The 24,820-nt window shown below is 62.8% G+C and carries 29 protein-coding genes; 14 read left to right on the top strand and 15 right to left on the bottom strand.

Going from position 1 to position 24,820, the window contains the following annotated elements; genetic code table 11:
* Window positions 1-28: 28 nt before the first annotated feature.
* The 3 genes from AACG97_RS00905 to AACG97_RS00895 all read right to left on the bottom strand — a co-directional run bounded on the left by AACG97_RS00905 (window position 29) and on the right by AACG97_RS00895 (window position 2,999).
* Window positions 29-748 carry a carbonic anhydrase gene (locus AACG97_RS00905; RefSeq protein WP_009683612.1) on the bottom strand — a complete coding sequence of 240 codons (720 nt, stop codon included), beginning with the start codon at window positions 746-748 and terminating at the stop codon, window positions 29-31.
* 293 nt (window positions 749-1,041) lie between these two features.
* Entirely contained in the window at window positions 1,042-2,091 is a 1,050-nt protein-coding gene (locus tag AACG97_RS00900; protein WP_009683613.1) for a PA0069 family radical SAM protein, read from the bottom strand.
* A gap of 62 nt (window positions 2,092-2,153) precedes the next feature.
* A complete protein-coding gene (locus AACG97_RS00895; RefSeq protein WP_232109486.1) occupies window positions 2,154-2,999 on the bottom strand; it encodes a M3 family metallopeptidase in 846 nt (281 codons plus the stop codon).
* Window positions 3,000-3,060: 61 nt separating this feature from the next.
* Between AACG97_RS00895 and AACG97_RS00890 the strand changes: the two genes are divergently transcribed.
* Together AACG97_RS00890 and AACG97_RS00885 are read left to right on the top strand one after the other, a co-directional pair.
* Window positions 3,061-3,192: a hypothetical protein gene (locus AACG97_RS00890; protein ID WP_263975069.1), complete on the top strand. Its 132-nt coding sequence runs from the start codon at window positions 3,061-3,063 to the stop codon at window positions 3,190-3,192.
* 6 nt (window positions 3,193-3,198) lie between these two features.
* Window positions 3,199-3,450, top strand: a complete 252-nt coding sequence (locus AACG97_RS00885; RefSeq protein ID WP_225786169.1) for a hypothetical protein — start codon at window positions 3,199-3,201, stop codon at window positions 3,448-3,450.
* Between the two features lie 136 nt (window positions 3,451-3,586).
* Here AACG97_RS00885 and AACG97_RS00880 read toward each other — a convergent pair whose 3' ends face one another.
* Window positions 3,587-3,868 (bottom strand): YheV family putative zinc ribbon protein, encoded by a 282-nt coding sequence (locus AACG97_RS00880; RefSeq protein WP_197886086.1) that lies wholly within the window; start codon window positions 3,866-3,868, stop codon window positions 3,587-3,589.
* On the bottom strand, window positions 3,865-5,952 hold the full coding sequence (gene prlC / locus AACG97_RS00875; protein ID WP_232555168.1) for an oligopeptidase A: 2,088 nt from the start codon (window positions 5,950-5,952) through the stop codon (window positions 3,865-3,867). The genes AACG97_RS00880 and prlC overlap by 4 nt, the downstream gene beginning before the upstream one ends.
* 66 nt (window positions 5,953-6,018) lie before the next feature.
* Here prlC and AACG97_RS00870 point away from each other — a divergent pair, with 66 nt between their 5' ends.
* Both AACG97_RS00870 and AACG97_RS00865 read left to right on the top strand, forming a co-directional pair.
* On the top strand, window positions 6,019-6,567 hold the full coding sequence (locus AACG97_RS00870) for a gamma carbonic anhydrase family protein (protein WP_115293197.1): 549 nt from the start codon (window positions 6,019-6,021) through the stop codon (window positions 6,565-6,567).
* 24 nt (window positions 6,568-6,591) lie between these two features.
* Window positions 6,592-7,242, top strand: a complete 651-nt coding sequence (locus AACG97_RS00865) for an HAD family hydrolase (protein ID WP_009683618.1) — start codon at window positions 6,592-6,594, stop codon at window positions 7,240-7,242.
* A 417-nt stretch (window positions 7,243-7,659) separates the two neighbouring features.
* On the opposite strand, the gene AACG97_RS00860 is transcribed toward AACG97_RS00865, so the two are convergent.
* Complete coding sequence (locus tag AACG97_RS00860) at window positions 7,660-8,733, bottom strand: aminopeptidase (protein ID WP_033690278.1); 1,074 nt, start codon at window positions 8,731-8,733, stop codon at window positions 7,660-7,662.
* A gap of 84 nt (window positions 8,734-8,817) precedes the next feature.
* Here AACG97_RS00860 and AACG97_RS00855 point away from each other — a divergent pair, with 84 nt between their 5' ends.
* Complete coding sequence (locus AACG97_RS00855; protein WP_009682186.1) at window positions 8,818-9,231, top strand: PA0061/PA0062 family lipoprotein; 414 nt, start codon at window positions 8,818-8,820, stop codon at window positions 9,229-9,231.
* Window positions 9,232-9,285: 54 nt separating this feature from the next.
* Window positions 9,286-9,699: a PA0061/PA0062 family lipoprotein gene (locus AACG97_RS00850; RefSeq protein ID WP_054906239.1), complete on the top strand. Its 414-nt coding sequence runs from the start codon at window positions 9,286-9,288 to the stop codon at window positions 9,697-9,699.
* 158 nt (window positions 9,700-9,857) lie between these two features.
* Here the strand turns inward: AACG97_RS00850 and AACG97_RS00845 are convergent, their stop codons facing one another.
* Window positions 9,858-10,091 carry a DUF1161 domain-containing protein gene (locus tag AACG97_RS00845; RefSeq protein WP_009682184.1) on the bottom strand — a complete coding sequence of 78 codons (234 nt, stop codon included), beginning with the start codon at window positions 10,089-10,091 and terminating at the stop codon, window positions 9,858-9,860.
* Window positions 10,092-10,165: 74 nt separating this feature from the next.
* Window positions 10,166-10,591 (bottom strand): OsmC family protein, encoded by a 426-nt coding sequence (locus AACG97_RS00840; protein ID WP_009682183.1) that lies wholly within the window; start codon window positions 10,589-10,591, stop codon window positions 10,166-10,168.
* Window positions 10,592-10,743: 152 nt separating this feature from the next.
* Between AACG97_RS00840 and AACG97_RS00835 the strand changes: the two genes are divergently transcribed.
* Entirely contained in the window at window positions 10,744-11,748 is a 1,005-nt protein-coding gene (locus tag AACG97_RS00835) for an LLM class flavin-dependent oxidoreductase (protein WP_009682182.1), read from the top strand.
* Window positions 11,749-11,785: 37 nt separating this feature from the next.
* Here the strand turns inward: AACG97_RS00835 and AACG97_RS00830 are convergent, their stop codons facing one another.
* Together AACG97_RS00830 and AACG97_RS00825 are read right to left on the bottom strand one after the other, a co-directional pair.
* The gene (locus AACG97_RS00830; RefSeq protein ID WP_009682181.1) at window positions 11,786-12,007 is read right to left on the bottom strand and encodes a DUF1161 domain-containing protein; all 222 of its coding nucleotides are present in this window, start codon (window positions 12,005-12,007) and stop codon (window positions 11,786-11,788) included.
* 101 nt (window positions 12,008-12,108) lie between these two features.
* Window positions 12,109-12,324, bottom strand: a complete 216-nt coding sequence (locus AACG97_RS00825; RefSeq protein WP_009682180.1) for a dodecin — start codon at window positions 12,322-12,324, stop codon at window positions 12,109-12,111.
* Window positions 12,325-12,474: 150 nt separating this feature from the next.
* Between AACG97_RS00825 and AACG97_RS00820 the strand changes: the two genes are divergently transcribed.
* Window positions 12,475-12,798 (top strand): DUF883 family protein, encoded by a 324-nt coding sequence (locus tag AACG97_RS00820; protein ID WP_009682179.1) that lies wholly within the window; start codon window positions 12,475-12,477, stop codon window positions 12,796-12,798.
* On the opposite strand, the gene AACG97_RS00815 is transcribed toward AACG97_RS00820, so the two are convergent.
* Window positions 12,795-13,691, bottom strand: a complete 897-nt coding sequence (locus tag AACG97_RS00815) for a LysR family transcriptional regulator (RefSeq protein WP_115293195.1) — start codon at window positions 13,689-13,691, stop codon at window positions 12,795-12,797. The genes AACG97_RS00820 and AACG97_RS00815 overlap by 4 nt on opposite strands.
* 108 nt (window positions 13,692-13,799) lie before the next feature.
* Between AACG97_RS00815 and trpB the strand changes: the two genes are divergently transcribed.
* Together trpB and trpA are read left to right on the top strand one after the other, a co-directional pair.
* Window positions 13,800-15,017, top strand: a complete 1,218-nt coding sequence (gene trpB, locus AACG97_RS00810; protein WP_110680017.1) for a tryptophan synthase subunit beta — start codon at window positions 13,800-13,802, stop codon at window positions 15,015-15,017.
* A complete protein-coding gene (trpA, locus tag AACG97_RS00805; RefSeq protein ID WP_009682176.1) occupies window positions 15,014-15,823 on the top strand; it encodes a tryptophan synthase subunit alpha in 810 nt (269 codons plus the stop codon). The genes trpB and trpA overlap by 4 nt, the downstream gene beginning before the upstream one ends.
* Window positions 15,824-16,276: 453 nt before the next feature.
* Here trpA and AACG97_RS00800 read toward each other — a convergent pair whose 3' ends face one another.
* Window positions 16,277-16,609: a DOPA 4,5-dioxygenase family protein gene (locus tag AACG97_RS00800; RefSeq protein ID WP_009682330.1), complete on the bottom strand. Its 333-nt coding sequence runs from the start codon at window positions 16,607-16,609 to the stop codon at window positions 16,277-16,279.
* A 48-nt stretch (window positions 16,610-16,657) separates the two neighbouring features.
* A complete protein-coding gene (locus AACG97_RS00795; protein ID WP_197886522.1) occupies window positions 16,658-17,557 on the bottom strand; it encodes a choline sulfate utilization transcriptional regulator in 900 nt (299 codons plus the stop codon).
* 108 nt (window positions 17,558-17,665) lie between these two features.
* Here AACG97_RS00795 and betC point away from each other — a divergent pair, with 108 nt between their 5' ends.
* The 3 genes from betC to AACG97_RS00780 all read left to right on the top strand — a co-directional run bounded on the left by betC (window position 17,666) and on the right by AACG97_RS00780 (window position 21,835).
* A complete protein-coding gene (betC, locus tag AACG97_RS00790) occupies window positions 17,666-19,183 on the top strand; it encodes a choline-sulfatase (protein ID WP_009682332.1) in 1,518 nt (505 codons plus the stop codon).
* Window positions 19,184-19,195: 12 nt separating this feature from the next.
* Window positions 19,196-20,125, top strand: coding sequence for a choline ABC transporter substrate-binding protein (choX, locus tag AACG97_RS00785; RefSeq protein ID WP_197886523.1), 930 nt, complete (start codon window positions 19,196-19,198; stop codon window positions 20,123-20,125).
* A 144-nt stretch (window positions 20,126-20,269) separates the two neighbouring features.
* A complete protein-coding gene (locus tag AACG97_RS00780; protein ID WP_115293193.1) occupies window positions 20,270-21,835 on the top strand; it encodes a SulP family inorganic anion transporter in 1,566 nt (521 codons plus the stop codon).
* A 99-nt stretch (window positions 21,836-21,934) separates the two neighbouring features.
* On the opposite strand, the gene aroE is transcribed toward AACG97_RS00780, so the two are convergent.
* Both aroE and hemF read right to left on the bottom strand, forming a co-directional pair.
* Entirely contained in the window at window positions 21,935-22,759 is an 825-nt protein-coding gene (gene aroE, locus AACG97_RS00775; protein ID WP_009682335.1) for a shikimate dehydrogenase, read from the bottom strand.
* Window positions 22,760-22,784: 25 nt separating this feature from the next.
* Window positions 22,785-23,696, bottom strand: coding sequence for an oxygen-dependent coproporphyrinogen oxidase (hemF, locus tag AACG97_RS00770; RefSeq protein WP_009682336.1), 912 nt, complete (start codon window positions 23,694-23,696; stop codon window positions 22,785-22,787).
* A 134-nt stretch (window positions 23,697-23,830) separates the two neighbouring features.
* Here hemF and AACG97_RS00765 point away from each other — a divergent pair, with 134 nt between their 5' ends.
* Window positions 23,831-24,808, top strand: coding sequence for an NADPH:quinone reductase (locus AACG97_RS00765; RefSeq protein ID WP_115293192.1), 978 nt, complete (start codon window positions 23,831-23,833; stop codon window positions 24,806-24,808).
* Window positions 24,809-24,820 lie beyond the last annotated feature (12 nt).

Raw genomic sequence — 24,820 nt, 5'->3', positions numbered from 1 at the left:
ATCAAGGTTTTAACGGCGGACGGGTCGCTTAGTAGCGGCCTCTCGGAGTGGCGCATGGCACCGGTTGGCCTGCGGCCAGGGGCATGAAGCTGTCGCTGGCAGCGTCGTAGGCTTCGATCCTGCTGGTCTCGATGTCGTAGATCCAGCCATGGATGTACAGCTGACCCGCTGCAAGCCCCGAAGCCACCGAAGGGTGGGTGCGCAAGTGGTGCAGCTGGGCAATGACGTTCTCTTTGGTCAGCACTTGCATGCTTTCATGTTCGCTGCCGCACGAGCAGTTGTTCTCGACCACGGTGCGGGCCACTTCGGCGTGGCGCAGCCAGGCGCCAACGGTTGGCATCTTGGTCAGCGATTGCGGGTTGAGTACCGCACGCATCGCGCCACAGTCGGAGTGGCCGCAGATGATGATGTGGTGCACTTTAAGTGCCATCACCGCGTACTCGATAGCGCTGGAAACGCCACCGTTCATCTGGCCATAAGGCGGTACTACGTTACCTACGTTACGGGTCACGAACAGGTCGCCTGGCGAACTTTGCGTGATCAGTTCGGGCACGATGCGCGAGTCGGCGCAGGTAATGAACATGGCGCGCGGTGTTTGCGCAGTGGCGAGCTTCTTGAACAGCTCTTGCTGTTCAGGGAAGACGTCATGGTGAAAGCGCAGGAAACCGTCGACGATGTGCTTCAGGGCAGCATCGGCGCTTTCAGCGGGGACCTGCGGTACGACCTTGGATGGGTCCTTGACGGGCATGATTCATCCTCTTGACGGTGTGTAGGTAAATCCATTTTACCGGTTAAAGATTCTGGCTATGCAGGGTTTTAGATGACACGCACAGCCCATAGATCACAGTCGGTGTGGATTGGTTGCCTACGCTAACCGGGAAAACTTAACTGAAACTTAATTCGAGGGCTCTAGAACGGGCGTTCCAGATATAAAAGGCGGGATCTGAATAATAGCAAAAAAACATCAACTGCCAATATGTATTAGCGTAATTATTGGCTGCCATTAGTGAGGCTTTCTGTAGGGCGTGTTTACCTTGGCTGTCAGAACAGTGCCATCTGCTCGCCCGGCGGGGAAAAGGCCGAGCAATCCAGCACCTGTGACTCGCGCCCTTCGAACGCCAGGCGTTTCATCGCCTTGGCGAAACGCTGCGCCAGCAACTCGGCAAATACCCCCTCACCCCGCATGCGTGTGCCAAAGCGGCTGTCGTACAGCTCGCCATCGCGGCTCTGGCGGATCAGGCTCAGCACATGCGCAGCTCGCTGTGGGTAATGGTCGTGCAACCACTGCTCGAACAGCGGCGCCACCTCCAGCGGCAGGCGCAGCAGCATGTACGCCGCGCTCTGCGCCCCGGCCGCCTTGGCCGCTTCCAACAGGCGCTCCAGTTCGCTGTCGTTGATCATCGGTATCATCGGCGAGCACAACACGCCCACCGGCACGCCTGCTTCGCGCAGCACACGAATGGCCCGCAACCTTGCCCCTGGCGCTGCCGCCCGGGGCTCGAGCACCCGCTTGAGGTCATCGTCCAGCGTAGTCAGGCTGATCATCACCCGCACCAGGCGCTGGCGGGCCATGTCGGCGAGCAGGTCGAGGTCGCGCAGCACCAGGGCCCCTTTGGTGACGATGGTCACCGGGTGGCGAAAACGCAGCAGTACCTCAAGCAGGCGCCGAGTCAGCAGTTGCTCGCGCTCGATGGGCTGGTAAGGGTCAGTGTTGGAGCCCAGGTTGATCGGTGCACACTTATACCCAGGTTTGCTCAACTGCTGCACCAGTACCTCGGCGGCGTTGGTCTTGGCGATCAGCTTGGTTTCGAAGTCCAGGCCTGGGGACAGATCCCAGTAGGCATGGGACGGGCGGGCATAGCAGTAGATACAGCCATGCTCGCAACCGCGGTAGGGGTTGATCGAGCGGTCGAAGGGCAGGTCAGGGGAAGTATTGCGCGCGATGATGGTCTTGGCGGTTTCAGCCCTGACCTCGGTGCCTTGGGTAACGGGCACCTCCTGATACCAGCCATCGTCTTCGAGCACCGACTGGCGTGGTGCAAAACGATTGTGTGGGTTATGGCGGGTACCACGACCGCGAACAGGATCCATGCTGTTAGTCCCTTACTGGTTATGCATACAGTATATTACCAGCAGCGCCTTCACCCTTGTTGTCAGGGAGACAAGTGGCGCCTTGCGTACGGCTCCAGCGACATGGGCCTGCCGGCGAATGCGTTGAACGACGCCGTCATCCGGCGCATTCCGCCCTTGGCCAGGATTTCGTCGCGCAGGCGGCGGCCCAGCGCCCGATCATCGGCGTCGGCCGCCTCGAATGCGCTGAACGCGTCAATGGCATGGACCTGCGCCCACTTGTAGCAGTAATAACCCGCTTCATAACCCGTGACCATGTAATCGAACCCTTCGGCAAACCTGTCCTGGGCGAAGGCTTGCGGCAAGCCGACCTGCTGGGTTGCGGCAATCGCCAGTTGGCGAAGGTCGTGGCGGGCGCGATCGTCGCAATGCGCGACGAGATCGAACCAGCACAGCCGCAGTTGCTCGGCTTCCGCCACCGCCTGGAAACGACGTTTGCCAGCGAGCCACTGCTGCATCTGGGGCAATGGCACTGGTGGCGCACCCGTTTCCGGCTGCGGCAACGCCAACAGTGCCGGGGCAGACCAGCACCACTGTTCGAGCAAGGTGCCGACGAATTCGCAGGCATCGGCGCCCAGCGCGGAAGTGGCGGTGCGATTGAGGCGCCGGTGCTGGTTGGTGACCAGCAACTGATGCAGGGCATGGCCCGCCTCGTGGAACAGCTTGCAAAGGTCTGCGTGATCCAAGTTGGGCGTGACTTGCCCAGGCTGCAGCTCGAAACAGCAGGAAAGCAGAACGGCCGGCAACGTCACCACACCGTCGGCCTCCACATGGCGCTGGCGCATGGGATAACTGTACGGCCAGGGCAGCTTGCCTGGGCGTTGGTAGGCATCCAGGTAGATATGCCCTAGGCGGGCATGCCCGTCCATTACCTCCAGTACCTGCACATCGGGGTGCCAACCCGACGATCGCCTGCTCGGTGGTGTGCAGTTGCTCGCGCGCGCCAGCGCCCAAACCATGGCCGGCGTGGCGGAACGCCCTGAGGATCAGTTTGAGCACAGCCTGGCGCTCGTCATCCAGCTGCGCGGGATCGAGGCGCTGGTAGGCTTCATACAACCTTGAGTGCTCGTGCTTGTATCGCGCCCAGTCGAGCAGCAATTGATTACAAGCATCGACCTCCACAGCCCATGCCTGGCTTTCGTACACCAACGGCACGAGCATGTGCAGCAGGTCTTCCAGCCGCTGGTCAAGCTGCTCGACGGCCAGCACCAAGCTATCCCAACCTGGCGCCGGGCCGCAGTGTTCGATGATCTGTTCGAGCGCCGCGACATTGGCGTCGCGAATGGACAAGAAGACGGGTTGGAGCTGCTCGGGCCGTAGCGACGGGTAGTCGAGCAAGCCATGGGCAATTCGAGCAAGGCCGTGATTCACGAAGCACCTCAGGGGCAAGTCAGGGGCCGACACTGTAGCCAGCCCCCTGTTACCCCGCAGAAGCTCTATGTAACGCCCTGTACCCTTACTCTGCGGGTTTCTTCAACTTCGGATTAGGGAAGAACTGCACCGTCTGTACCTTGGCCGCAGGGGTTTTCGGCTCGAGGTGGTTGACCCGTGTCCCCAACTCCTTGGGCACCGACAAGCCCTGTTCGTTGAGCGTATCGGTAAAGCCGCAGGCCACGCACTCACGGTGCGGTACGTCGTCTTCGCTCCACATCATCAGTTTGTCGGGCTGGCTGCATGCCGGGCATACAGCCCCGGCAATAAAGCGCTTCTTGGTCTTGTTCACGACTACCTCACTCATGCCGCAGCGGCCTCGGCCAAGCCACTGTGGCGCAGCAATGCATCAATGGAAGGCTCACGGCCACGGAAGTCGACGAACAGTTCCATGGGCTCGCGCGAGCCGCCGCGCGCCAGGATCGCTTCGCGGAAGGCGCGGCCGGTTTCGGCATTCAGCACGCCTTCTTCCTCGAAGCGCGAGAAAGCGTCGGCCGACAGCACTTCAGCCCACTTGTAGCTGTAGTAACCCGCTGCGTAACCGCCAGCAAAGATGTGCGCAAAGCTGTTGGGGAAACGGTTGTACGCCGGCGGGCGCATGACCGAGACCTCATCGCGTACGCCTTCGAGCACCTGCAGCACGCTACGCCCGTCACCATGGCTGGCATGCAGTTCGAAGTCGAACAGCGAGAACTCCAGTTGGCGCACCATCATCATGCCCGACTGGAAGTTCTTCGCCGCCAGCATCTTGTCCAGCAGGTCCTGTGGCAGGGCCGCACCGGTTTCATAATGCCCCGAAATAAGCGCCAGGCCTTCCGGCTCCCAGCACCAGTTTTCCATGAACTGGCTAGGCAGCTCGACGGCATCCCAAGCCACGCCATTGATGCCGGAAACCCCGGCATGCTCGATGCGCGTCAGCATGTGGTGCAGGCCGTGGCCAAATTCGTGGAACAGCGTGGTGACCTCATCATGGGTCAGCAGCGCCGGCTTGCCAGGCGCAGCCGGGGTGAAGTTGCACACCAGGTTAGCCACCGGGCTTTGCAACTGGCCGCTGGCGGTGCGGCGCCGGTCACGGGCGCCGTCCATCCAGGCACCCCCGCGCTTGTTGGCACGGGCATACAGGTCGAAGAAGAAGCGCCCGACGTGCTGGCCGTTTTCCTTGATTTCGAACAGGCGGACATCCGGGTGCCAGCTGTCGAAGCCCTTCAACTCGGCGATTTCGATGCCATACAGGCGCTGCACGATGCTGAACAGGCCGCTAAGTACCTTGTCGATCGGGAAGTAGGCGCGCAGGGCCTCCTGCGACACGCTGTAGCGCTGTTCGCGCAGCTTCTCGCCATAGTATCCGGCGTCCCAACTGGCCAGCTCTGGGCAGCCTTGCTCGGCGGCATAGGCCTTGAGCTGCTGCAGGTCCTGCGCGGCAAACGGCTTGGAGCGTTGAGCCAGGTCGCGCAGGAAGCTCAGTACCTGGTCACTGGACTCGGCCATCTTGGTCGCCAGGCTCAGCTCGGCGTAGTTCTTGTAGCCCAGCAGCTCGGCCAGTTCCTGACGCAGGTCGAGGATTTGCTTCATCACCGGCCCGTTGTCGTTCTGGCCAGCGTTCGGGCCCTGGTCCGAGGCGCGGGTGCAGTAGGCCGCGTACACCTCTTCGCGCAGGGCGCGGTCGCTGGCGTAGGTCATCACGGCGTAGTAGCTGGGGAATTCCAGGGTGATCAGCCAGCCGTCGAGGCCCTTGGCCTGCGCTGCAGCGGCCATTTGCGCCTTGGCCGAATCGGTCAGGCCGGCCAGTGCGGCCTCGTCGGTCACATGCTTGGTCCAGGCCTGGGTGGCGTCCAGCAACTGGTTGGAGAAGCGGCTGCCCAGCTCACTGAGCTTGCTTTGCACATCGGCATAGCGCTGCTGCTTGTCCGCTGGCAGGTCGATACCCGACAGACGGAAGTCACGCAGGGCATGTTCGAGTATGGTTTTTTGCGCCACATCGAAACCGGCGGCCTCCGGGCCGCTGATCAGCGCCTGGTAGGCTTCGAACAACGCACGGTTCTGGCCCAGTTCGGTAGAGTAGGCGCTGAGCGCTGGCAGGCACGACTCGTAAGCCTCGCGCAATTCGGCGCTGTTGCACACCGCGTTGAGGTGGCTGACCGGGCTCCAGGCCGCACCCAGGCGGTCGTTCAGTTCGTCCATGGCCAGCACCAGGCCGGCCCAGGTGGGGTTGCTGCCCTGCTTTTCGAGGATCTCGGCAATGGCTTTACGGTTGTCGGCCAGGATCGCTTCGATCGCCGGCAACACGTGTTCGGCACGGATTTGCGAGAAGGGCGGCAGATCGTAGGACTGCAGAAGCGGGTTGTTCGCACTCACGGTTCGGATACCTTGGCAGAAGAAACACTGCCCCATCTTAATTACAATCGACGCCGACCGCAGCAGGCAGCCTGCCTATCGACACAGATGAGAGACGCTATCATGGCCATTCGCAGCTTCCAGCAACACACTCCGAAAGTGGGGCCCAGGGCATTCGTCGACCGTTCGGCGGTGGTGCTGGGCGACGTTGAAATCGGCGAAGACAGCTCGGTCTGGCCACTGGCCGTGGTGCGCGGCGACATGCACCGCATCCGGATTGGTGCGCGCACCAGCGTGCAGGACGGCAGCGTGCTGCATATCACCCACGCCGGCCCGTTCAACCCGGACGGCTTCGCGCTGATCATCGGCGACGAAGTGACCATCGGTCACAAGGTGATGCTGCATGGCTGCACGTTGGGTAACCGCATTCTGGTCGGCATGGGCAGCACGGTCATGGACGGTGCGATCGTGGAGGATGAAGTGATCATTGGCGCCGGCAGCCTGGTGCCGCCAGGCAAGCGCCTGGTCAGCGGCTACCTGTACATGGGCAGCCCGGTGAAACAGGCGCGGCTGCTCAATGACCAGGAGCGGGCGTTTTTCGCCTACAGCGCCAGCAACTATGTGAAGCTCAAGGACCAGCACCTGGCCGAAGGCTTCGATCAACCTGAATGAGCGCATTCGCGTGGAACCTTGTACATGCACCAGCAAAACATCCTGTTCGACCTCGACGGCACCCTGACCGACCCACGCCTGGGCATCACCCGCTCTATCCAGTATGCCTTGGCAAAGCTGGGCATCGATGAGCCAGACCTGGCCCGCCTCGAGCACTTCATCGGCCCACCTTTGTTGCAGGCGTTCATGCAGTTCTATGGTTTCGACGAAGCCAAGGCGTGGGAGGCGGTCAATTTCTACCGCGAGCGCTTCCGCGTGACCGGGCTGTACGAAAACCTGGTGTTCGCCGGCGTGCCGGAGCTGCTCCAAGCCCTGAACAGCCAGGGCCGCACGCTGTATATCGCCACCTCCAAACCGTGGGAATTTGCCCGCGAAATTGCCCGGCACTTCGCCTTCGACCACCACTTCAAGGTGATCTACGGCAGCGAACTGGACGGCACGCGCACCAACAAGGTTGAGCTGATTCGCCATTTGCTGGACGAAGAAGGGCTGGACCCGGCGCAGACGCTGATGATCGGTGACCGCAAACATGACCTGATCGGCGCGCGCAGCAATGGTTTGCAAGCCGTGGCGGTGGGCTATGGGTTTGGTAGCCGGGAAGAGTTGATGGCCGAAGCACCGGCTTTCCACTTCGCCACGCTGGCCGAGATGCATCAGGCATTTACCAAGGCCTGAGGGCCTTCAGGGCTGCTTTGCAGCCCATGCGGTCACTGTGGGAGATTCTATGGTTTCTGGCAAGGGTAGCCGCTGCATCTTCAGTGCCTGTGAGATCGAGCGCCGCCCGCGCGGCGCATCGCGAGCTGCGCTCGCTCCTACGTTTGTTTCGGGCCAATTATTCCTGTGGGATTTGCGCGCGAACGCCTTGGCGCATGCCTCAAAATCGCGTCGTACGAACAAGGCGGCCGCGCGCGTCTGGCACAGGGGTTACTGGCCCGAAACAAACGTAGGAGCGAGCGCAGCTCGCGATGCGCCGCGCGGGCGGCGCTCGCTCTAACAGGCGCTGCATACCTTGTGGCAAACACCTGTCTGCCCTGATGCGATCCCCGTGGGAGTTGGCTTGCCGACGATGGGCCACAACGCCGCCCCAAAGTCTCACCGGCCAGCCATCAACTTTTGCAACGCCGCCTTCCTTTCAGCAATGGGCAACCTCCCCAACTGCTCAACCCGTTCATAGAACCGCCCCCAATCCCCGTCAACCGCGCGAAACACCGCCGCAAACGCCGGCACCCACTGGTCATACAGCCCGAACGGCAACAGCTTGGCATTGTTCATGGGCGCGTACACCCAGGCGTCAAAGCGCTTGTCGCCGCCCCACTGGCTGTCCCGCACCTGCTGGTAGTCACGCCTGAGCCGCGCGAACTCCGCCCGCTTGGCCTGGCGCTTGTGCGCATCATCCAGCGGCCCGGCGTAAATCGCCTGCAACCGCTCGCGGCTGGCCAGCACCAGTTGGATAAACTGCTCCCGCTGCTGCCCCTGATCGCCACCCACCGCAGCCAGCCCGCGCGCCGCGCGCCATTGCCGGGTGCCTTCCTGTTCGACGAACGAGGCAAAGGACTCGTTGAACTCGGTGTCGTCCTGCACGTAAAAGCGCTGGTGCGCCAGCTCGTGAAAGATCAAGGTCGCCAGGCGTTCGTCACCCCAGCCCACCATCGACGACAGAATAGGGTCGTCGAACCAGCCCAAGGTGGAATAGGCCTCCACCCCGCCCACGTACACATCCAGCCCTTCCTCACGCATCAACGCTGCCGCGCCACGCGCTGCACCTTGCTGGTAGTAGCCGCGATACGCCACGCAACCCGCTATCGGAAAACAGTGGGTCACCGGTTGCAGTGAGAGCTCTGGCGTGGCGAAAACATTCCAAACCACATAGGGGCGCCCAAGGTCGGCGTATACCCGGTAGCTGCGGTTATCCGGCAGCTTCAGCTGCTGGCTGGCAAACGCCCGCGCCTGTTCCGCCCGTTGCAGGCGCGCCCGTAACAGGGGAGGGGTAGCAGGGTCGGCGACCACCTGTTCCACCGGTTGCCGCGCGCGCAGCAGTTGCCACTGGCCTTGCGCAAGCTGGCCGTAATAGGCCGCACTGCTGCAACCGCTCAGCAGAAGCACCGCCAGCAGCGGAACCAAACGGGTGAAAACGCGGTCGAGTGGCCCAGGGCCTGAGCGCTGAATAAGAAAAAGTCGAAGCATCGGGACTGTCTGACTCGCTCAAGGCCGATTCGCTCCAAGACTATCTCGCCACGGGGGAGTTTCGCCATGCGTGCATTGTGGGTCGCCAGTTCACTGTTGCTGTTATCTGCCTGTTCAACGCTGCCAGACCCAGACCCGAACCAGGCCTGGATCGACCTCACGCCCTACGACAACACCTCGTTGCACGCGGTGCAGGTCGATGAGCGCGATTGGGCCGACAACCGGTACTTCGAAGTCCAACCCGGCAGCCATGAGTTGACCGTGCGCTACCAGTTTCCGGTCAACCCCAGCAACATCGGCCCGGTCGACCAACCCCTGTGGCGAGATTGCCAGGTAAAGCTGGCGTTCAAAGACTTCAACGCCGGGCAACGCTATCAGCTGCAGGCCGGGAGCATCGGCTTTCGCCCGTGGGTGAAGTTGTATGACCAGCAACAAAAACTGCTGGGCCAGGGCCTGCCAGCGGGCTGCCAGCACACCTAACCACGCAAACGGCGCTATGCTGTTAACGTGCCAATCGCAAGTGAGAGCTTTGCCATGCGCCAGCCCATGATGCTGATCGCCCTCAGTGCACTGGGGGCTTGCGCCAGCCCCTTGCCGCCGGTCGACCCCAAGCAAGCCTGGGTCGACTTGTACACCATGACCCCCGGCCGGGTGATCATGGCCGACCGCCTTGACGGGAAGCGCCTGGAAGACGGCCGATACTTTCAGGTAACCCCCGGCAAGCATGAGCTGGTCGTGCGCTTCGATTACGAGATCTACTCTGGCGGGATGCTGACCGACCCCAGGGACCGTACCTGTTACCTGACTGTGCGCTTCGATGACTTCAAGGCTGGGGAACGTTATCGCCTGGAGGCGCGGGCGCCGGTAATGGAGCCGCAGGTATTGCTGTATGACGCAAGCCGCACGGTGCTGGTGAATGAGCCTAGCGATGTGTTCTGTATTCCGTAGGCGGGGGGGCGGCGGGTAGGGGGTGCTGCCGGTGGGGGAGCTGCTGCGAGTCAGGGGCTGCTGCGCAGCCCATCGCGACGCAAGGCCGCTCCTACAGAGGCCTGTGGAAGCGGCTTTTGTCGCAAATGGGCCGCGAAGCGGCCACTCATGCTCGAGCGCTAGCGATCATTCTTCTGGTAAATGATCTTCTTGGTCCCGCCATCGCACGTCCCGACCACCATATTCGGGTCCTGGACCTCACTGTTAGGCACGATCTCCAGGGTGTACGAAGCCACCCCTTGGGCCTGGATCTTGGCCTCGATCTCGGCTTTCAGTTCCTCGCACGGCTTGACCGCCGCCAGCGCAGACGTGGCGACCAGCGAAGCGAACACGGCGATTGCTACGCGAATCATGGAACGGCTCCTGAAAAGGCAGTATTGCTGCCGACGTTGGTTAGACTACAGCAAACTGCCATCGTTGCGCCGCTTCAGCCCACCAACGCCGCATCCAGGCTGATCTTGGCGTTGAGCACCTTCGACACCGGGCAGCCTGCTTTGGCCTTGTTGGCAATTTCCATGAACTGCGCCTCGCTGGCGCCTGGCACCTTGGCTCGCAACACCAGGTGTACAGCGGTAATGGCAAAACCATCAGGCTGCTTGTCGAGGGTGACTTCCGCCGCCGTGTCGATCCGGTCCGGGGTGAGCCCGGCCTCGCCGAGCATCATCGACAGCGCCATCGAGAAGCAGCCCGCGTGCGCCGCACCGATCAGTTCCTCTGGGTTGGTACCCGGCGTGTCCTCGAAACGGGTGTTGAAGCCATAAGGGTTCTGCTTGAGGGCGCCGCTTTCGGTTGAAAGCAGGCCTTTGCCGTCCTTCAAACCACCTTGCCAGATCGCCGATGCTGTCTTCTTCATGATGCCTCCTTGTCACTCGGTTACGTGCCTATGGGTTCAGAGGTCAGATACGCCCGGCAAGTTCAGAGCAATTGCGCACCCCCATTGAATCCAACGATTACGCCCATACAGAGTCATAAAGGCCTCTGGCCAATCATTCTTGCGGAGGCCCCATGACGCAGCTACGTGACCTGAAGATTTCCACCCTCGACCTTGTGCCCGTTCGCGCCGATGCCGGCCCGGCGCAGTCGCTGCGCAACTCGCTGGACCTGGCGCAGCACGTCGAACGCTTGGGCTACAACCGCTTCTGGGTGGCCGAACACCACAACATGGACGGCATCGCCAGCTCGGCAACCTCGGTGCTTATCGGCTACCTCGCCGGGGGCACTTCGAGCATTCGCGTAGGCTCCGGCGGGGTCATGCTGCCCAACCATGCGCCGTTGGTGATCGCCGAGCAGTTCGGCACCCTCGCCAGCCTGTACCCGGGGCGCATCGACCTCGGCCTTGGCCGTGCGCCAGGCTCCGACCAGATGACTGCATACGCCTTGCGCCGAGACCGCGCAGGTGGCCCGGACGATTTCCCGGACGATGTCGAAGAGCTGTCACGCTACCTTGGCCCCCGAACCGATGATCAAAAAGTGATCGCTGTGCCTGGCCACGACACCGATGTGCCCATGTGGCTGCTGGGCTCCAGCCTGTTCAGCGCGCAACTGGCCGGTATGCGCGGCATGCCCTATGCCTTCGCCTCGCACTTCGCGCCGCGTTACATGCACGAGGCAATCCGCGTGTATCGCAACCACTTCAAACCGTCCACCACGCTGGACAAACCCTATGTGATGCTGGGCATTCCCATGGTGGTTGCCGAAACCGATGAACAGGCCGAATATCTGGCCACTTCGGTGTACCAGCGCATTCTGGCGCTGATTCGCGGGCAGAGCCTGATGCAGAAACCCCCGGTACCCAGCATGGACGGCTTATGGCTGCCCCATGAACGCGATGCGGTAGGCAGCTTCCTGGGGTTGGCGATGATCGGCAGCCCGCAGAAAGTGCGCGCCAAAGTGGAGGTGTTGCTGGAGCAAACCGGGGCGGACGAGCTGATGTTCACCTGTGACCTGTACGAGCATGCAGACCGTATCCGCGCTTATGAGCTGCTGGCGCAGGCTTTGAAGAGCGAGTGAACCCCTTCGCGAGTGCCTCCGCGAAGGGGCCACCGCGTCAGCCGCGGCGGTAGACGATTTCCTTGGTGCCGCCTTCGCAGCTGCCGATCACCTTGCCCGCCGGGTCGCCCTTTTCGACGATCTCCAGCTTGTAGCCAACAACCCCCTTGGCATCGAGCTTGGCGGCAATTTCCGCTTTCAGCTCCTCGCAGGGTTTGCCCGCCGCCATCGCGCCACCGGCCAGCATCATCAGGCCCAGCGCCAGTATCAGTTTGTTCATCACTTGCATTCCTTGTGCAGATGAAACCAGAAAGGGGCGCCCACCAGGGCGCCCTGTTCCTAATACCCCATCAGTGCAACCTGTTCCAGCTTGGCTGTGTTTCAGCTATTGGCGATACGGAAGCCCACCTTCAACGTCACCTGGAAGTGCGCGACCTTGTTGTCGCGAATATGGCCACGGGTCTCGGCCACCTCGAACCACTCCATGTGCTTGATGCTCTGGCCGGCTTCGGCCAGGGCATTGTTGATCGCATCTTCGATACTGGTAGGCGAAGACCCCACCAGTTCGACCTTCTTGTAGGTGTGATGATCGGTCATGAGCGCTCTCCTTGGGTAACAGTGATATTCAGCCTGGCAGTGCGAGCCTGGTTTACCTGCGAGCTGTCATCAGGGGCGAAAGTTCGATCGCACTTTCGTGCAGCCCAAGGGTCGCAGTTCATAGAGTCCATACTGCAAAGGAGAGTCAACATGCCCCGCAATTCGCTGCGTAAAACATCCCTGGAAAGCATGGAAGCAGAGATCGAAAGCCTGCTGAAAAGCCTGGAAAGCCTGAAGCACGATGCCTCCGAAGAAACCCAGAAATCAGTCAAGGCCATGCGCAGCAACGCCGAGAGTGCCCTGCGCCATTCGCGCAGCCTGCTGAGCGATGCCTATGAGGAAGTCAAGGAGCGTACCCGCCAGACCGGCATCGCCACCCGCGACTATGCCCAGGAGCACCCGTACACCACTGCCGGTGTAGCCATCGGCGCCCTGGGCTTGCTGGCAGCTTACCTGCTGTGCAAGCGCAACTAAGCGGTCTGCCCTAGCAGTTCTGCCCGCAACCATTGCGCCAGTTGCTCGGCGCGCCCGTCAGCGGCGCGCCGAGGTACCCACAGCGCCAACGCCGCCGGGGTCGGTGAAAAGCCCCACGGCGCACTCAAGCGGCCCGCCCGCAGGTCATCGGCAACTAGGGGTTGCGGCGCGATCGCCACGCCCAGTCCCGCCACCGCAGCTTCTAACAGGTAATACAAGTGCTCGAAAGCCTGCCCGTAGTGCATGGCAGCCGGCTCCAGGCCCTGCTGCGCCGCCCAGGTCGGCCAAGCCTGTGGGCGCGAGGTGGTGTGCAACACGGCTTCTTCGAGCAAAGCTTTGGCTGGCGCCCCCTGCAAGCGCTGGTAACCGGAGAAGTGCGGGCTCAGCACCGGGCCGATTCGCTCCTCGGCCAACACATGCACCTGCATGTCTGCCGGCCACGGGGGCTCGGCATACACCAATAGCGCATCCAGCCCTGGCCGCCTTGGATCAAGGTCACCCTCACCGGCTGAAAGGTGCAGGCGCAGCTCTGGCAGGTCTGCCTGCAAACGCCCCAACCGCGGGATGAACCAGCGCGCCAGCAGGCTGCCTGAGCAACCCAGTACGAACGGGGCCTCGCGGGTGTCGCGGCTCAGTTCGGCACATGCACTGCGCAAGCGGTCGAACGCCTCGCCACTGGCATCGCGCAGTCGCAGCCCGGCATCTGTGAGTTTGATGCCACGCCCGTCCTTGACGAACAACGCCACCCCCAGATGCTCCTCAAGCACCTTGATCTGCCGGCTCACGGCACCATGGGTAACGTGCAACGCCTCGGCCGCCTGGCTGACACTGTTAAGCCTGGCAGTGGCCTCGAAAGCACGCAGGGCATTGAGGGGAGGGAGGTCGTGAGCCATTACCTGTGAGTTTTCCTGACAAGTTTACGCAATCTTATCGGTTTTCAGCCGGGCCTGTCGTGGTTAGAGTAAAGCCCATCATTCATTGCTTACGCCCTGGAGCGCCCCATGACCCAGTCCCAATACCGCCCCGGCCCCGACGCCAATGGCCTGTTCGGCTCGTTCGGCGGCCGCTATGTGGCCGAAACCCTCATGCCACTGGTGCTGGACCTGGCCCGGGAATACGAAGCGGCCAAGGCCGACCCGCAATTCCTTGAAGAGCTGGCCTATTTCCAGCGCGACTACATCGGCCGCCCCAACCCGCTGTACTTCGCCGAGCGCCTGACCGAACACTGCGGCGGCGCCAAGATCTTCTTCAAGCGTGAAGAGCTCAACCACACCGGCGCGCATAAGGTGAACAACTGCATCGGCCAGGTGCTGCTGGCCAAGCGCATGGGCAAGAAACGCCTGATCGCCGAAACCGGCGCCGGCATGCACGGCGTGGCGACCGCCACCGTCGCTGCGCGCTTCGGCCTGCCTTGCGTGATCTACATGGGCGCCACCGATATCGAACGCCAGCAGGCCAACGTGTTCCGCATGAAGCTGCTGGGCGCCGAGATCGTTCCGGTTACCGCGGGCACCGGCACCCTCAAGGACGCCATGAACGAAGCGCTGCGCGACTGGGTGACCAACGTCGACGACACGTTCTACCTGATCGGCACCGTGGCGGGCCCGCACCCATACCCGGCAATGGTCCGCGACTTCCAGTCGATCATCGGCAAGGAAACCCGCGCCCAGTTGCAGGAAAAGGAAGGCCGCCTGCCGGACAGCCTGGTCGCCTGCGTGGGGGGTGGCTCCAACGCCATGGGCCTATTCCATGAGTTCCTCGAAGAGCCAAGCGTACAGATCATCGGCGTTGAAGCCGGCGGCCACGGTGTGCACACCGACAAGCATGCTGCCAGCCTGAACGGCGGTGTGCCCGGCGTACTGCACGGCAACCGCACCTATCTGTTGCAGGACGATGACGGCCAGATTACCGACGCTCACTCGATTTCGGCCGGCCTCGACTACCCGGGCATCGGCCCCGAGCATGCCTACCTGCATGAGGTGAAGCGCGTTGAATACGTCAGCATCACCGATGACGAAGCGCTGGATGCGTTCCACGCCACGTGCCGCCTGGAGGGCATCATCCCGGCCCTGGAAAGCGCTCACGCCCTGGCCGAGGCAATCAAGCGCGCCCCGCAGTTGCCCAAGGACCACCTGATGGTGATCTGCCTGTCGGGCCGCGGCGACAAAGACATGCAAACCGTCATGAGCCACATGGCCACCCAGGAGAAACAGGCATGAGCCGTCTAGAACAACGCTTCGCCGAGTTGAAAGCCGAAGGCCGCTCGGCACTGGTCACCTTCGTTACCGCAGGCGACCCGGGCTATGACGCCTCGCTGCAGATCCTCAAGGGCCTGCCTGCTGCGGGCGCCGATGTGATCGAACTGGGCATGCCATTCACCGACCCGATGGCCGATGGCGTAGCCATCCAGCTCGCTACCCTGCGCGCGTTGGAAGCGGGCCAGAACCTGGCCAAGACCCTGCAGATGGTTCGTGAATTCCGTGTGGACAACCACACCACGCCGATCGTGCTGATGGGCTACTACAACCCGATCCACCGTTTTGGCGTGGAAGCGTTCGTGAATGAAGCCAAGCAGGCTGGCGTCGATGGCCTGATCATCGTCGACCTGCCGCCAGAGCACGATGCAGAACTGGCGACCCCGGCCCAGGCTGCGGGTATCGACTTCATTCGCCTGACCACCCCGACCACCGACGACGCGCGCCTGCCGCGTGTGCTGGCGCGCAGCTCCGGGTTCGTCTACTACGTGTCCGTGGCCGGTGTGACCGGGGCCGGCTCGGCGACCACCGAGCACGTGACCGAAGCCATTGCCCGCCTGCGTCGGCATACCGACCTGCCGATCAGCGTTGGCTTCGGCATTCGCACCCCAGAGCAGGCGGCGAACATCGCCCGGCTGGCCGATGGCGTGGTAGTGGGCTCGGCGCTGGTCGACAAGATTGCCCAGGCCAACACGGCCGAACAGGCGGTGAGCGATGTGTTGAGCCTGTGCTCGGCACTGGCGGAAGGGGTGCGCGGCGCTCGTCGCTGACCGGCGTCGGCTTCATCGCCGGCAAGCCAGATCCCACAAGGATTTCACAGGGCCTGAGGGTGGCGCTGTACCTGTGGGAGATTCTATGGTTCCTGGCAAGGGTAGCCGCTGCATCTTCAGTGCCTGTGAGATCGAGCGCCGCCCGCGCGGCGCATCGCGAGCTGCGCTCGCTCCTACGTTTGTTTCGGGCCAGTAACCCCTGTGCCAGATGCGCGCGGCCGCCTTGTTCGCACGACGCGATTTTGAGGCATGCGCCAAGGCGTTCGCGCGCAAATCCCACAGGAATAATTGGCCCGAAACAAACGTAGGAGCGAGCGCAGCTCGCGATGCGCCGCGCGGGCGGCGCTCGCTCTAACAGGCGCTGCATACCTTGTGGCAAACACCTGTCAGCCCTGATGCGATCCCCGTGGGAGCTGGCTTGCCAGCGATGAGCACAACACGAGCACTGAAGGTTCAGCCCCCGAAAACCGACAGGTTCAACGGCCTCACTGCCCCCATCCAGATCGCATGGTCCCGATGGTCCGCCAGTTCATCACCGGTCAGCGGGTGCATGAACACCACCAAACCCTGGCGATGCAGTGCCAACCAAGGCAACACCACCCCTACCACTTCCGGACCGAAAGCCAGCTGGCAGCTCCAGTCCGGGTGCGGGCCCACCGGCTTCTGGTGCATGCGCCCCATGCTCACGGGAAACAGCCGCGCCGCTTCCTCACACAGCGCCCGAGCCTGCTCCAGGGTCGCTGCATCATAGTAAATGTGGGCGTGGTAACCCTTGATCCTCTGCACGGTACCTCCTGGGCCCAAAGCCCGCGTGACTCTGCGCCGAACTCACCCTTACCGGCTTCGCTCGTGCTCCAACCAACCTACGAACCGTTCGATCAAAGCGCCCCGGCGTTTGCGCGGCGGCAACACCGCATAATAACCGCGTTCCGAGCGCAGGCTGCCCTCCAGTGGCCGGCAGAGCAAACCCTGCTCGACCAGCCCATCCACCAGGTGCCCCCAGCCAATTGCCACCCCTTGCCCGGCAATCGCCGCCTGTATCAGCAGCGTGTAGTTATCGAACCGCAGTTGCCCGGCTGGCGGTGGGCTGGCCACGCCAAACCCGCGAAACACACCCGCCCAGTCAAACCAGCGGCTGGCCTGCTCACCTTTGAGGTGCAACAACGGCAAGCGCTGCAAAGCCACGGCTGACATGGGTTTGCCATGAATCAGGCGGGGGCTGCACACCGGGAAAACCTCCTCATCGAACAACCAGCGGCTTTCGCCCTGATGAAAGCGCCCATCACCAAACAGCACGGCCACATCGATGTCCGGGCGCAACATGCCCTGGCTGCGCTCACCGGTCACCAGGCTGACATCCACGTGTGGATAAGCCTCGTGAAAGCGCTGCAGGCGCGGCATCAGCCAGAACGCCGCGAACGCGAAGTCGGTGGCCACCTGCAGCACTTCACGCTGGCCGCGCCCACTGACCTGGGCAATACCTTCGTCCATGGCCTGCAACCCTTGGTGCACATGCTCGAACAACAGCTGGCCGGCCTCGGTGAGTTCGATCCCGCGGTACACCCGATCGAACAGGCGTGTGCCCAACTGCGCCTCCAGCCGTTTTACCTGCTGGCTTACCGCAGGCTGGGTGGTGCCCAGCGCCACAGCCGCCGCTGTGAAGCCACGCAAACGGGCCGCGGCCTCGAACACCCGCAACGTATCCAGCGACAGTTCGGCAAAGCGCTCAAACATAAGCTTGGCTAATCCCAGTCATTGCCCGCCATGGGCTTTACCCATGTTATCCACAGTCGCATCTTGATAGGCAAGCGGTTCGCATAACCTTCAACGATGGAAGCCAGCATGACACGCCCGAATATCCTGTTCATCATGGCCGACCAAATGGCCGCGCCCCTGCTGCCCATTTATGGGCCTTCACCCATTCAGATGCCGCACCTCAGCCGCCTGGCCGAGCAGGCCGTGGTGTTCGATTCAGCCTACTGCAACAGCCCGCTGTGTGCGCCGTCGCGCTTCACCCTGGTCAGCGGCCAGCTCCCAAGCCGCATCGGTGCCTACGACAATGCTGCCGATTTCCCCGCCGACGTGCCGACCTACGCCCACTACCTGCGCCGCCTGGGCTACCGCACGGCGCTGTCGGGCAAGATGCATTTCTGCGGCCCGGACCAGCTGCATGGTTACGAGGAACGCCTGACCAGCGACATCTACCCGGCCGATTATGGCTGGGCAGTGAACTGGGATGAGCCGGATGTGCGTCCAAGCTGGTACCACAACATGTCCTCGGTACTGCAGGCAGGCCCCTGCGTGCGTACCAACCAGCTGGATTTCGACGAGGAGGTGGTGTTCAAGGCGCGCCAGTACCTCTACGACCACGTGCGCGAGAACGACGGCCGGCCGTTTTGCCTGACCGTGTCGATGACCCACCCCCACGATCCGTACACCATTCCCAAGCACTACTGGGATCGCTACGAGGGTGTGGATATCCCCATGCCCGGCACCGAATTCAGCCAGGCAGAACTGGACCCGCATTCGCAGCGCCTGCTCAAGGTCTATGACCTGTGGAACAAACCCCTACCGGTGGACAAGATCCGCGATGCACGCCGGGCCTATTTCGGCGCCTGCAGCTACATCGACGACAACATCGGCAAGCTGTTGCAGACCTTGCAAGAGTGCGACCTGGCCGACGACACCCTGATCGTGTTCTCCGGCGACCACGGCGACATGCTCGGCGAGCGTGGCCTTTGGTACAAGATGCACTGGTTCGAAATGTCGGCGCGGGTGCCACTATTGGTTCATGCACCGCAGCGCTTTGCCGCCAGCCGTGTCAGCGCCTCGGTATCGACCTGTGACCTGTTACCGACCCTGGTCGAATTGGCGGGCGGAGCTGTGGATAACACCCTGCATCTGGATGGCCGCTCACTGCTTGGCCACCTGCAAGGGCAGGGCGGCCACGACGAAGTGATCGGCGAATACATGGCCGAAGGCACTGTCGGGCCGCTGATGATGATCCGCCGCGGGCCTTACAAATTCGTGTACGGCGAAGACGACCCTTGCCTACTCTATGATCTTGACCGCGACCCGCACGAGCGGGAGAACCTCGCCAGCAGCCCGGACCACCAGGCGCTGCTGCAGGCGTTCGTCGAGGAAGCCCGACAGCGTTGGGACATGCCCAGCTTGCGCCAACAGGTACTGGCCAGCCAGCGCCGTCGCCGCCTGGTGGCAGAAGCGCTTGCTACCGGCAAGCTGCACAGCTGGGACCATCAACCATGGGTAGATGCCAGCCAACAGTACATGCGTAACCACATTGATCTCGACGACCTCGAGCGCAAGGCACGTTACCCACAGCCCGCCCCCCTGGATTGAGAAGAGGCCGCCATGCACACGTTTTCCGCCGCCGTACTCACCCTGGCCTTGGGCCTGGGTATCACCCCGGCCCACGCCGCCGACGACGATGCACAATGCAGCACGGTAAAAATGGCCGACCCTGGCTGGAGCGACATAGCCACGACCAACGCCGTGGCCCGGCTGCTACTGGAAAGTCTGGGCTACCAGGTGAAGATCGACAGCCTGGCCGTGCCGATCATCTACGGTGGCCTGAAGGACGGCCGTGTGGATGCCTTCCTTGGCAATTGGATGCCGGCGCACCAGGGCTTTCATGACAAGTTCGTCGCCAATGGGGATGTGCAGCAGTTGTCGCGCAACCTGGAAGGCACCGAGTTCACCTTGGCCGTGCCGGACTACGTCTGGAATGCCGGGGTCAAGGATTTCGCCGACCTGCACAAGCACGCCGACCAGTTCGACAAGAAGCTGTACGGCATCGGTTCCGGCGCACCGGCCAACCTGTCGCTCAAACAAATCATCGACAACAATGAGTTCGACCTTGGCCAGTGGAAACTGGTCGAATCCAGCGAGCAGGCGATGCTGACGCAAGTCGACCGCGCCGTGAAGAAGCAGCAATTCATCACCTTCCTCGGCTGGACGCCACACCCGATGAATGTGAAGCTGAAGATGCACTACCTCACGGGCGGGGAAAAATGGTTCGGTAGCAAAGGCCAGGTGTACACCCTGACGCGCAAGGGTTATCCACAGGCCTGCCCGAATGCGGCAAAGCTGCTGGGCAACCTGAAGCTCACACTGGACATGGAAAACAGCATCATGGCCCAGGTTGTGGACAAGAAGATCAGCTTCGACGACGCGGCCAGGGCTTGGGTCAAGACGCACCCCGAGTTACTGGAAGGGTGGTTGGCCGGGGTCACCACCAAAGCCGATGGCGATGCCTTGGAGGCCGTCAAAGCCAAACTATGAACTCACCAGCAATACACCTAACCTGTGGGAGCGGCCATGCCCGCGAACACCGGCAAAGCCGGTGCCATCTATAGCGGTGGGTTCTTCTCGGGCATGCCCGCTCCCACAGATCAGGTGCATTTAATCAAGGATTGTGGATAACCCATGCATCGTATCATCCACCTGCTGCCCTTCCTCGCCTGGCTCCCGCGCCAATCGGTCCGCAGCCTGCGCCAGGACCTGCTGGTGGGCCTGGGCGGTGCCATCCTCGCGCTGCCGCAGTCCATCGCCTATGCCCTGATCGCCGGCCTGCCTGCCGAATACGGCCTGTACGCCGCCATCGTGCCGGTATTGATCGCCTGCCTGTGGGGTTCGTCCTGGCACCTGATCTGCGGCCCGACCGCGGCCATCTCCATCGTGCTCTACGCCAGCATCAGCCCATTGGCCGTGGCTGGGAGTTCGGACTACATCACGCTGGTGCTGCTGCTCACCTTCCTCGGCGGGGTCTTTCAACTGCTGCTGGGGCTGCTGCGCTTCGGTGCGCTGGTCAATTTCGTCTCGCATTCCGTAGTGCTCGGCTTCACCCTTGGCGCCGCGGTCGTCATTGCCCTGGGGCAATTGCCCAACCTGCTGGGCATGGACCTGCCCAGCCAGGCCACGGCGCTGAAAACCGTACAGGACCTGGCCAGCCATGCCGGCGAAATCAATGTGCCTTCCTTGCTGTTGGGCCTGGCCACCGTGGTTATCGGTGTGGCGCTCAAACTCTGGCGCCCGCGCTGGCCCAGCCTGTTGATAAGCCTGATCGCGGTGAGCCTGCTGGCCTGGCTGCTGCCGGGCTGGTTTGGCCATGTGCCGAGGGTCGCGGCATTCACCGGCCAGCTTCCACCCTTGAGCCCGCTGCCCTTGCTGGACGTGGAGCTGATTCTGCGCCTGCTGCCCAGTGCCGTGGCGGTAGGTATGCTGGGGTTGGTCACCAGCCTGTCGATTGCCCGGTCATTGTCGGCACGCTCGGAACAGCTGATCGACCCTGATCAGGAAATTCGCGCCCAGGGCGTGTCGAACATCGCTGGCGCGTTTTTCTCGGGTTACCTGTCTGCTGGCTCCTTCACCCGTTCGGGCCTGAGCTACGAAGCAGGTGCCCGCTCCCCCATGGCGGGGGTGTTTTCGGCGCTATGGGTGGCGCTGTTCGCCATCACCGGTGCTGGCTTGATGGCGCAGTTGCCGATCCCCGCCATGGCCGGCAGCATTCTGTTGATCTGCTGGGGGCTGGTGGACCGCCAAGCCATCCGCGCGCTGTTCCGGGTCAGCCGTTCGGAGTTCCTGGTAATGGCGCTGACGGCGGCGGCAACCTTGCTGCTGGAGTTGCAGACGGCGATCTATGCCGGGGTGCTGGCGTCGCTGTTCTTCTACCTCAAACGCACATCACGGCCACGGGTGCAGCAAAGCCGCGAAGGTGAAGCGGATGTGCTGCGGGTAGGTGGCTCGATCTTCTTTGGCGCGGCGCACTACCTGCAAGTACGTTTGCAGCTGTGCCAGGGCCCGCATGTGGTGATTGATGCGCGGCAGGTGAATTTCATCGACTACTCGGGTGTAGACATGTTGCACCGCGAGGCACGGCGCTTGCGGCGCCTGGGCGGGAGCCTGACCTTGCACCGGGCCAGGCCGCAGGTGATCGAGGAATTGCAGAAGCTGGAAGGGGCGCAGTTGTGCCCGATCCGGTTTGAGGAATGAGGTAGGGTTGAGATTTGGGGCTGCTTTGCAGCCCATCGCGACGCAAGGCCGCTCCCACAAGGGATGGGTGTACGCCGACCCAACGCGGCCCCGGCAATTTCAGCCCCGAGCCAATTGCCGGCGCAACTCAGCCAACACCGGAGCGGTATCCGGCCGTACCCCACGCCAGATAAAGAACGCCTCAGCGGCCTGCTCAGCCAGCATCCCCAACCCATCCAGCACTTTGGCCGCGCCCAGCTTCTGCGCCCACTGGCAAAACGGCGTAGGTTCCTTGCCATACATCATGTCGTAGCAAACCGTGCGCCCTGCCTCGACCAAACTGTCGGCAATCGGCGGCAATTCCCCGGCCAAACTGGCTGAAGTGGCGTTGATGATCACATCCACCGGCTCCTGCAACCAGGCAAACCCGCTGGCCACCACCGGCCCCAGTTCATCGAACTCACGCGCCAGCTGCTCGGCCTTTTCCACGGTACGGTTGGCGATCACCAGCGATTGCGGCCTGTGCGCCAGGATCGGCTCCAACACGCCACGCACTGCACCACCGGCACCGAGAATCAAAATGCGCTTGCCCGTCAGCTCGACCCCGGCATTCACCGTCAGGTCACGCACCAGGCCGGCGCCATCGGTGTTGTCACCTTGCAAAGTGCCGTCAGCCAGCTTGCTCAGTGTGTTCACCGCGCCAGCGCGCTGGGCACGCGGGGTCAGGCTGTCGCACAGGCGGTAGGCCTCTTCCTTGAACGGCACGGTGACATTGCCGCCGCTGCCTTGCTTGAAGAAGCCGCGTGCGCAGTCGCTGAACTCATCCAGCGGCGCCAGCAGGGTGGCGTATTCCAGGTCCTGGCCGGTCTGCTCGGCAAACAGGCGGTGAATCAGCGGCGACTTGCTGTGGCCGATGGGGTTACCAAAAACGACGTACTGGTCCATGGCGGCTCCTTGGTTATCCACAGGCTTACTGGCCAAGCCAGTCGCGGTCTTGCAGGAAGTAGTCGGTCAGGCGCGCTTCTTCGCTGCCCGGTGCCGGCTTCCAGTCATAGCCCCAGCGCACCTGTGGCGGCAGCGACATGAGAATGGACTCGGTGCGCCCGCCCGACTGCAGGCCGAACAGGGTGCCGCGGTCGTAGACCAGGTTGAACTCCACGTAGCGGCCGCGGCGGTATTCCTGGAACTCACGCTGCTGCGGGGTATAGGGGGTGTGCTTGCGGCGCTGGACGATCGGCAGGTAGGCGTCGACATAGGCATCGCCAATGGCACGGATGAAGGCGAAGCAGGTGTCGAAGCCCCACTCGTTCAGGTCGTCGAAGAACAGCCCGCCAATGCCGCGTGGCTCGCCACGGTGCTTGAGGTGGAAGTAGCGGTCGCACCAGGCCTTGTAGCGCGGGTACACATCGGCACCGAAGGGTGCACATGCCTGCTCGGCCACGCGGTGCCAGTGAATGCAGTCTTCCTCGACGCCGTAGTATGGGGTCAGGTCGAAACCGCCACCGAACCACCACACCGCCTCTTCGCCTTCCTTCTCGGCAATGAAGAACCGCACATTGGCGTGCGAGGTGGGCACATGCGGGTTGTACGGGTGAATCACCAGCGACACGCCCAAGGCCTCGAAGCCCCGGCCCGCCAGCTCCGGGCGGTGGGCGCTGGCCGACGGCGGCAGGCCGGCGCCGAACACGTGGGAGAAGTTGACCCCGCCTTTCTCGATCAGCTTGCCCTCGCCGATCACCCGCGTACGCCCCCCGCCACCGGCTTCGCGCACCCAGGCATCCTCGACGAAGCGGGCACCGCCGTCTTCGTTTTCGAGGGCAGAGCAGATGCGGTCTTGCAGGTCGAGCAGGTAGGCTTTCACGGCCTCGGTGCGGCTAGTCATCGGGTCACCAGGAACGGGCAGGGAAGAATTCGCCGCGTAGCATAACACCGCCAGCGCGCGCGCCGCAGTTGACGGCGATCAAGCAAAGGCGTCCGATAGAAGGCCTTTCCCGATCCCGACTACAGGAGTGCGAGATGGCCAAGCGTATCCAGTTCAGCCAGCATGGCGGCCCCGAAGTGCTGCAGTTTGTGGAATTCGAACCCGCTCCGCCGGGGCCCCAGCAGGTGCGCGTGCGCAACCATGCGATCGGCCTGAACTTCATCGACACCTATTTCCGCAGCGGGCTGTATGCACCGCCATCACTGCCTTCGGGGCTGGGCACCGAAGCGGCCGGTGTGGTCGAGGCCGTGGGCGAAGGCGTGACCCGGCTGAAGGTGGGTGACCGCGTGGCCCATGCCGGCGGCCCGCTGGGCGCATACAGCGAGGTTCACACGCTGCCGGAGGCCAACCTGGTCAAGCTGCCCGACAACATCAGCTTCGAGCAGGCAGCGGCGGTGATGCTCAAGGGGTTGACCGTGCAGTACCTGCTGAAGCAAACCTACCAGGTGAAGGCGGGTGACGTGGTCCTGTTCCATGCGGCCGCCGGTGGCGTGGGTTCGCTGGCGTGCCAATGGGCGAAAGCGTTGGGTGCCAAGCTGATCGGCACTGTGAGTTCTGCCAAGAAGGCCGAGCGGGCCAAGGCGCTGGGCGCATGGGCGACCATCGACTACAGCCATGAAGATGTGGCCAAGCGGGTACTGGAGCTGACCGACGGCAAGAAATGCCCGGTGGTGTACGACGGCGTTGGCGCCGATACCTGGCTGACCTCGCTGGACTGCCTGCAACCGCGCGGGCTGATGGTGAGCTTCGGTAATGCCTCGGGTGCGGTCAGCGGGGTGAACCTGGGGATTCTGGCGCAGAAGGGCTCGCTGTATGTGACCCGGCCGACCTTGGCGACCTATGCCAACAATGCCGAAAACACCCAGGCCATGGCCGATGACCTGTTTGCGATGATTGGCAGTGGCAAGCTGGTTGTGGATATCCAGCAAAGGTACCCGCTGAGTGAGGCGGCCAAGGCGCAGGCAGAACTGTCGGCGCGGCGGACTGTAGGGTCGACAGTACTCATTCCCTGAGCCACACACGTT

This window comes from Pseudomonas sp. Nvir, from assembly GCF_963778085.1.
In the GTDB taxonomy this organism is placed as follows: Bacteria; Pseudomonadota; Gammaproteobacteria; order Pseudomonadales; family Pseudomonadaceae; genus Aquipseudomonas; species Aquipseudomonas juntendi.
This window is presented reverse-complemented; position numbering and strand designations above follow the sequence as displayed.

Coding starts and splice junctions, on each gene's coding strand:
- AACG97_RS00905 (WP_009683612.1), bottom strand. CDS start 748: ATGCCCGTCAAGGACCCATCCAAGGTCGTACCGCAGGTCCCCGCTGAA.
- AACG97_RS00900 (WP_009683613.1), bottom strand. CDS start 2,091: ATGGATCCTGTTCGCGGTCGTGGTACCCGCCATAACCCACACAATCGT.
- AACG97_RS00895 (WP_232109486.1), bottom strand. CDS start 2,999: ATGGACGGGCATGCCCGCCTAGGGCATATCTACCTGGATGCCTACCAA.
- AACG97_RS00880 (WP_197886086.1), bottom strand. CDS start 3,868: ATGAGTGAGGTAGTCGTGAACAAGACCAAGAAGCGCTTTATTGCCGGG.
- prlC (WP_232555168.1), bottom strand. CDS start 5,952: ATGGGGCAGTGTTTCTTCTGCCAAGGTATCCGAACCGTGAGTGCGAAC.
- AACG97_RS00870 (WP_115293197.1), top strand. CDS start 6,019: ATGGCCATTCGCAGCTTCCAGCAACACACTCCGAAAGTGGGGCCCAGG.
- AACG97_RS00865 (WP_009683618.1), top strand. CDS start 6,592: ATGCACCAGCAAAACATCCTGTTCGACCTCGACGGCACCCTGACCGAC.
- AACG97_RS00855 (WP_009682186.1), top strand. CDS start 8,818: ATGCGTGCATTGTGGGTCGCCAGTTCACTGTTGCTGTTATCTGCCTGT.
- AACG97_RS00850 (WP_054906239.1), top strand. CDS start 9,286: ATGCGCCAGCCCATGATGCTGATCGCCCTCAGTGCACTGGGGGCTTGC.
- AACG97_RS00845 (WP_009682184.1), bottom strand. CDS start 10,091: ATGATTCGCGTAGCAATCGCCGTGTTCGCTTCGCTGGTCGCCACGTCT.
- AACG97_RS00840 (WP_009682183.1), bottom strand. CDS start 10,591: ATGAAGAAGACAGCATCGGCGATCTGGCAAGGTGGTTTGAAGGACGGC.
- AACG97_RS00835 (WP_009682182.1), top strand. CDS start 10,744: ATGACGCAGCTACGTGACCTGAAGATTTCCACCCTCGACCTTGTGCCC.
- AACG97_RS00830 (WP_009682181.1), bottom strand. CDS start 12,007: ATGAACAAACTGATACTGGCGCTGGGCCTGATGATGCTGGCCGGTGGC.
- AACG97_RS00825 (WP_009682180.1), bottom strand. CDS start 12,324: ATGACCGATCATCACACCTACAAGAAGGTCGAACTGGTGGGGTCTTCG.
- AACG97_RS00820 (WP_009682179.1), top strand. CDS start 12,475: ATGCCCCGCAATTCGCTGCGTAAAACATCCCTGGAAAGCATGGAAGCA.
- AACG97_RS00815 (WP_115293195.1), bottom strand. CDS start 13,691: ATGGCTCACGACCTCCCTCCCCTCAATGCCCTGCGTGCTTTCGAGGCC.
- trpB (WP_110680017.1), top strand. CDS start 13,800: ATGACCCAGTCCCAATACCGCCCCGGCCCCGACGCCAATGGCCTGTTC.
- trpA (WP_009682176.1), top strand. CDS start 15,014: ATGAGCCGTCTAGAACAACGCTTCGCCGAGTTGAAAGCCGAAGGCCGC.
- AACG97_RS00795 (WP_197886522.1), bottom strand. CDS start 17,557: ATGTTTGAGCGCTTTGCCGAACTGTCGCTGGATACGTTGCGGGTGTTC.
- betC (WP_009682332.1), top strand. CDS start 17,666: ATGACACGCCCGAATATCCTGTTCATCATGGCCGACCAAATGGCCGCG.
- choX (WP_197886523.1), top strand. CDS start 19,196: ATGCACACGTTTTCCGCCGCCGTACTCACCCTGGCCTTGGGCCTGGGT.
- AACG97_RS00780 (WP_115293193.1), top strand. CDS start 20,270: ATGCATCGTATCATCCACCTGCTGCCCTTCCTCGCCTGGCTCCCGCGC.
- aroE (WP_009682335.1), bottom strand. CDS start 22,759: ATGGACCAGTACGTCGTTTTTGGTAACCCCATCGGCCACAGCAAGTCG.
- hemF (WP_009682336.1), bottom strand. CDS start 23,696: ATGACTAGCCGCACCGAGGCCGTGAAAGCCTACCTGCTCGACCTGCAA.
- AACG97_RS00765 (WP_115293192.1), top strand. CDS start 23,831: ATGGCCAAGCGTATCCAGTTCAGCCAGCATGGCGGCCCCGAAGTGCTG.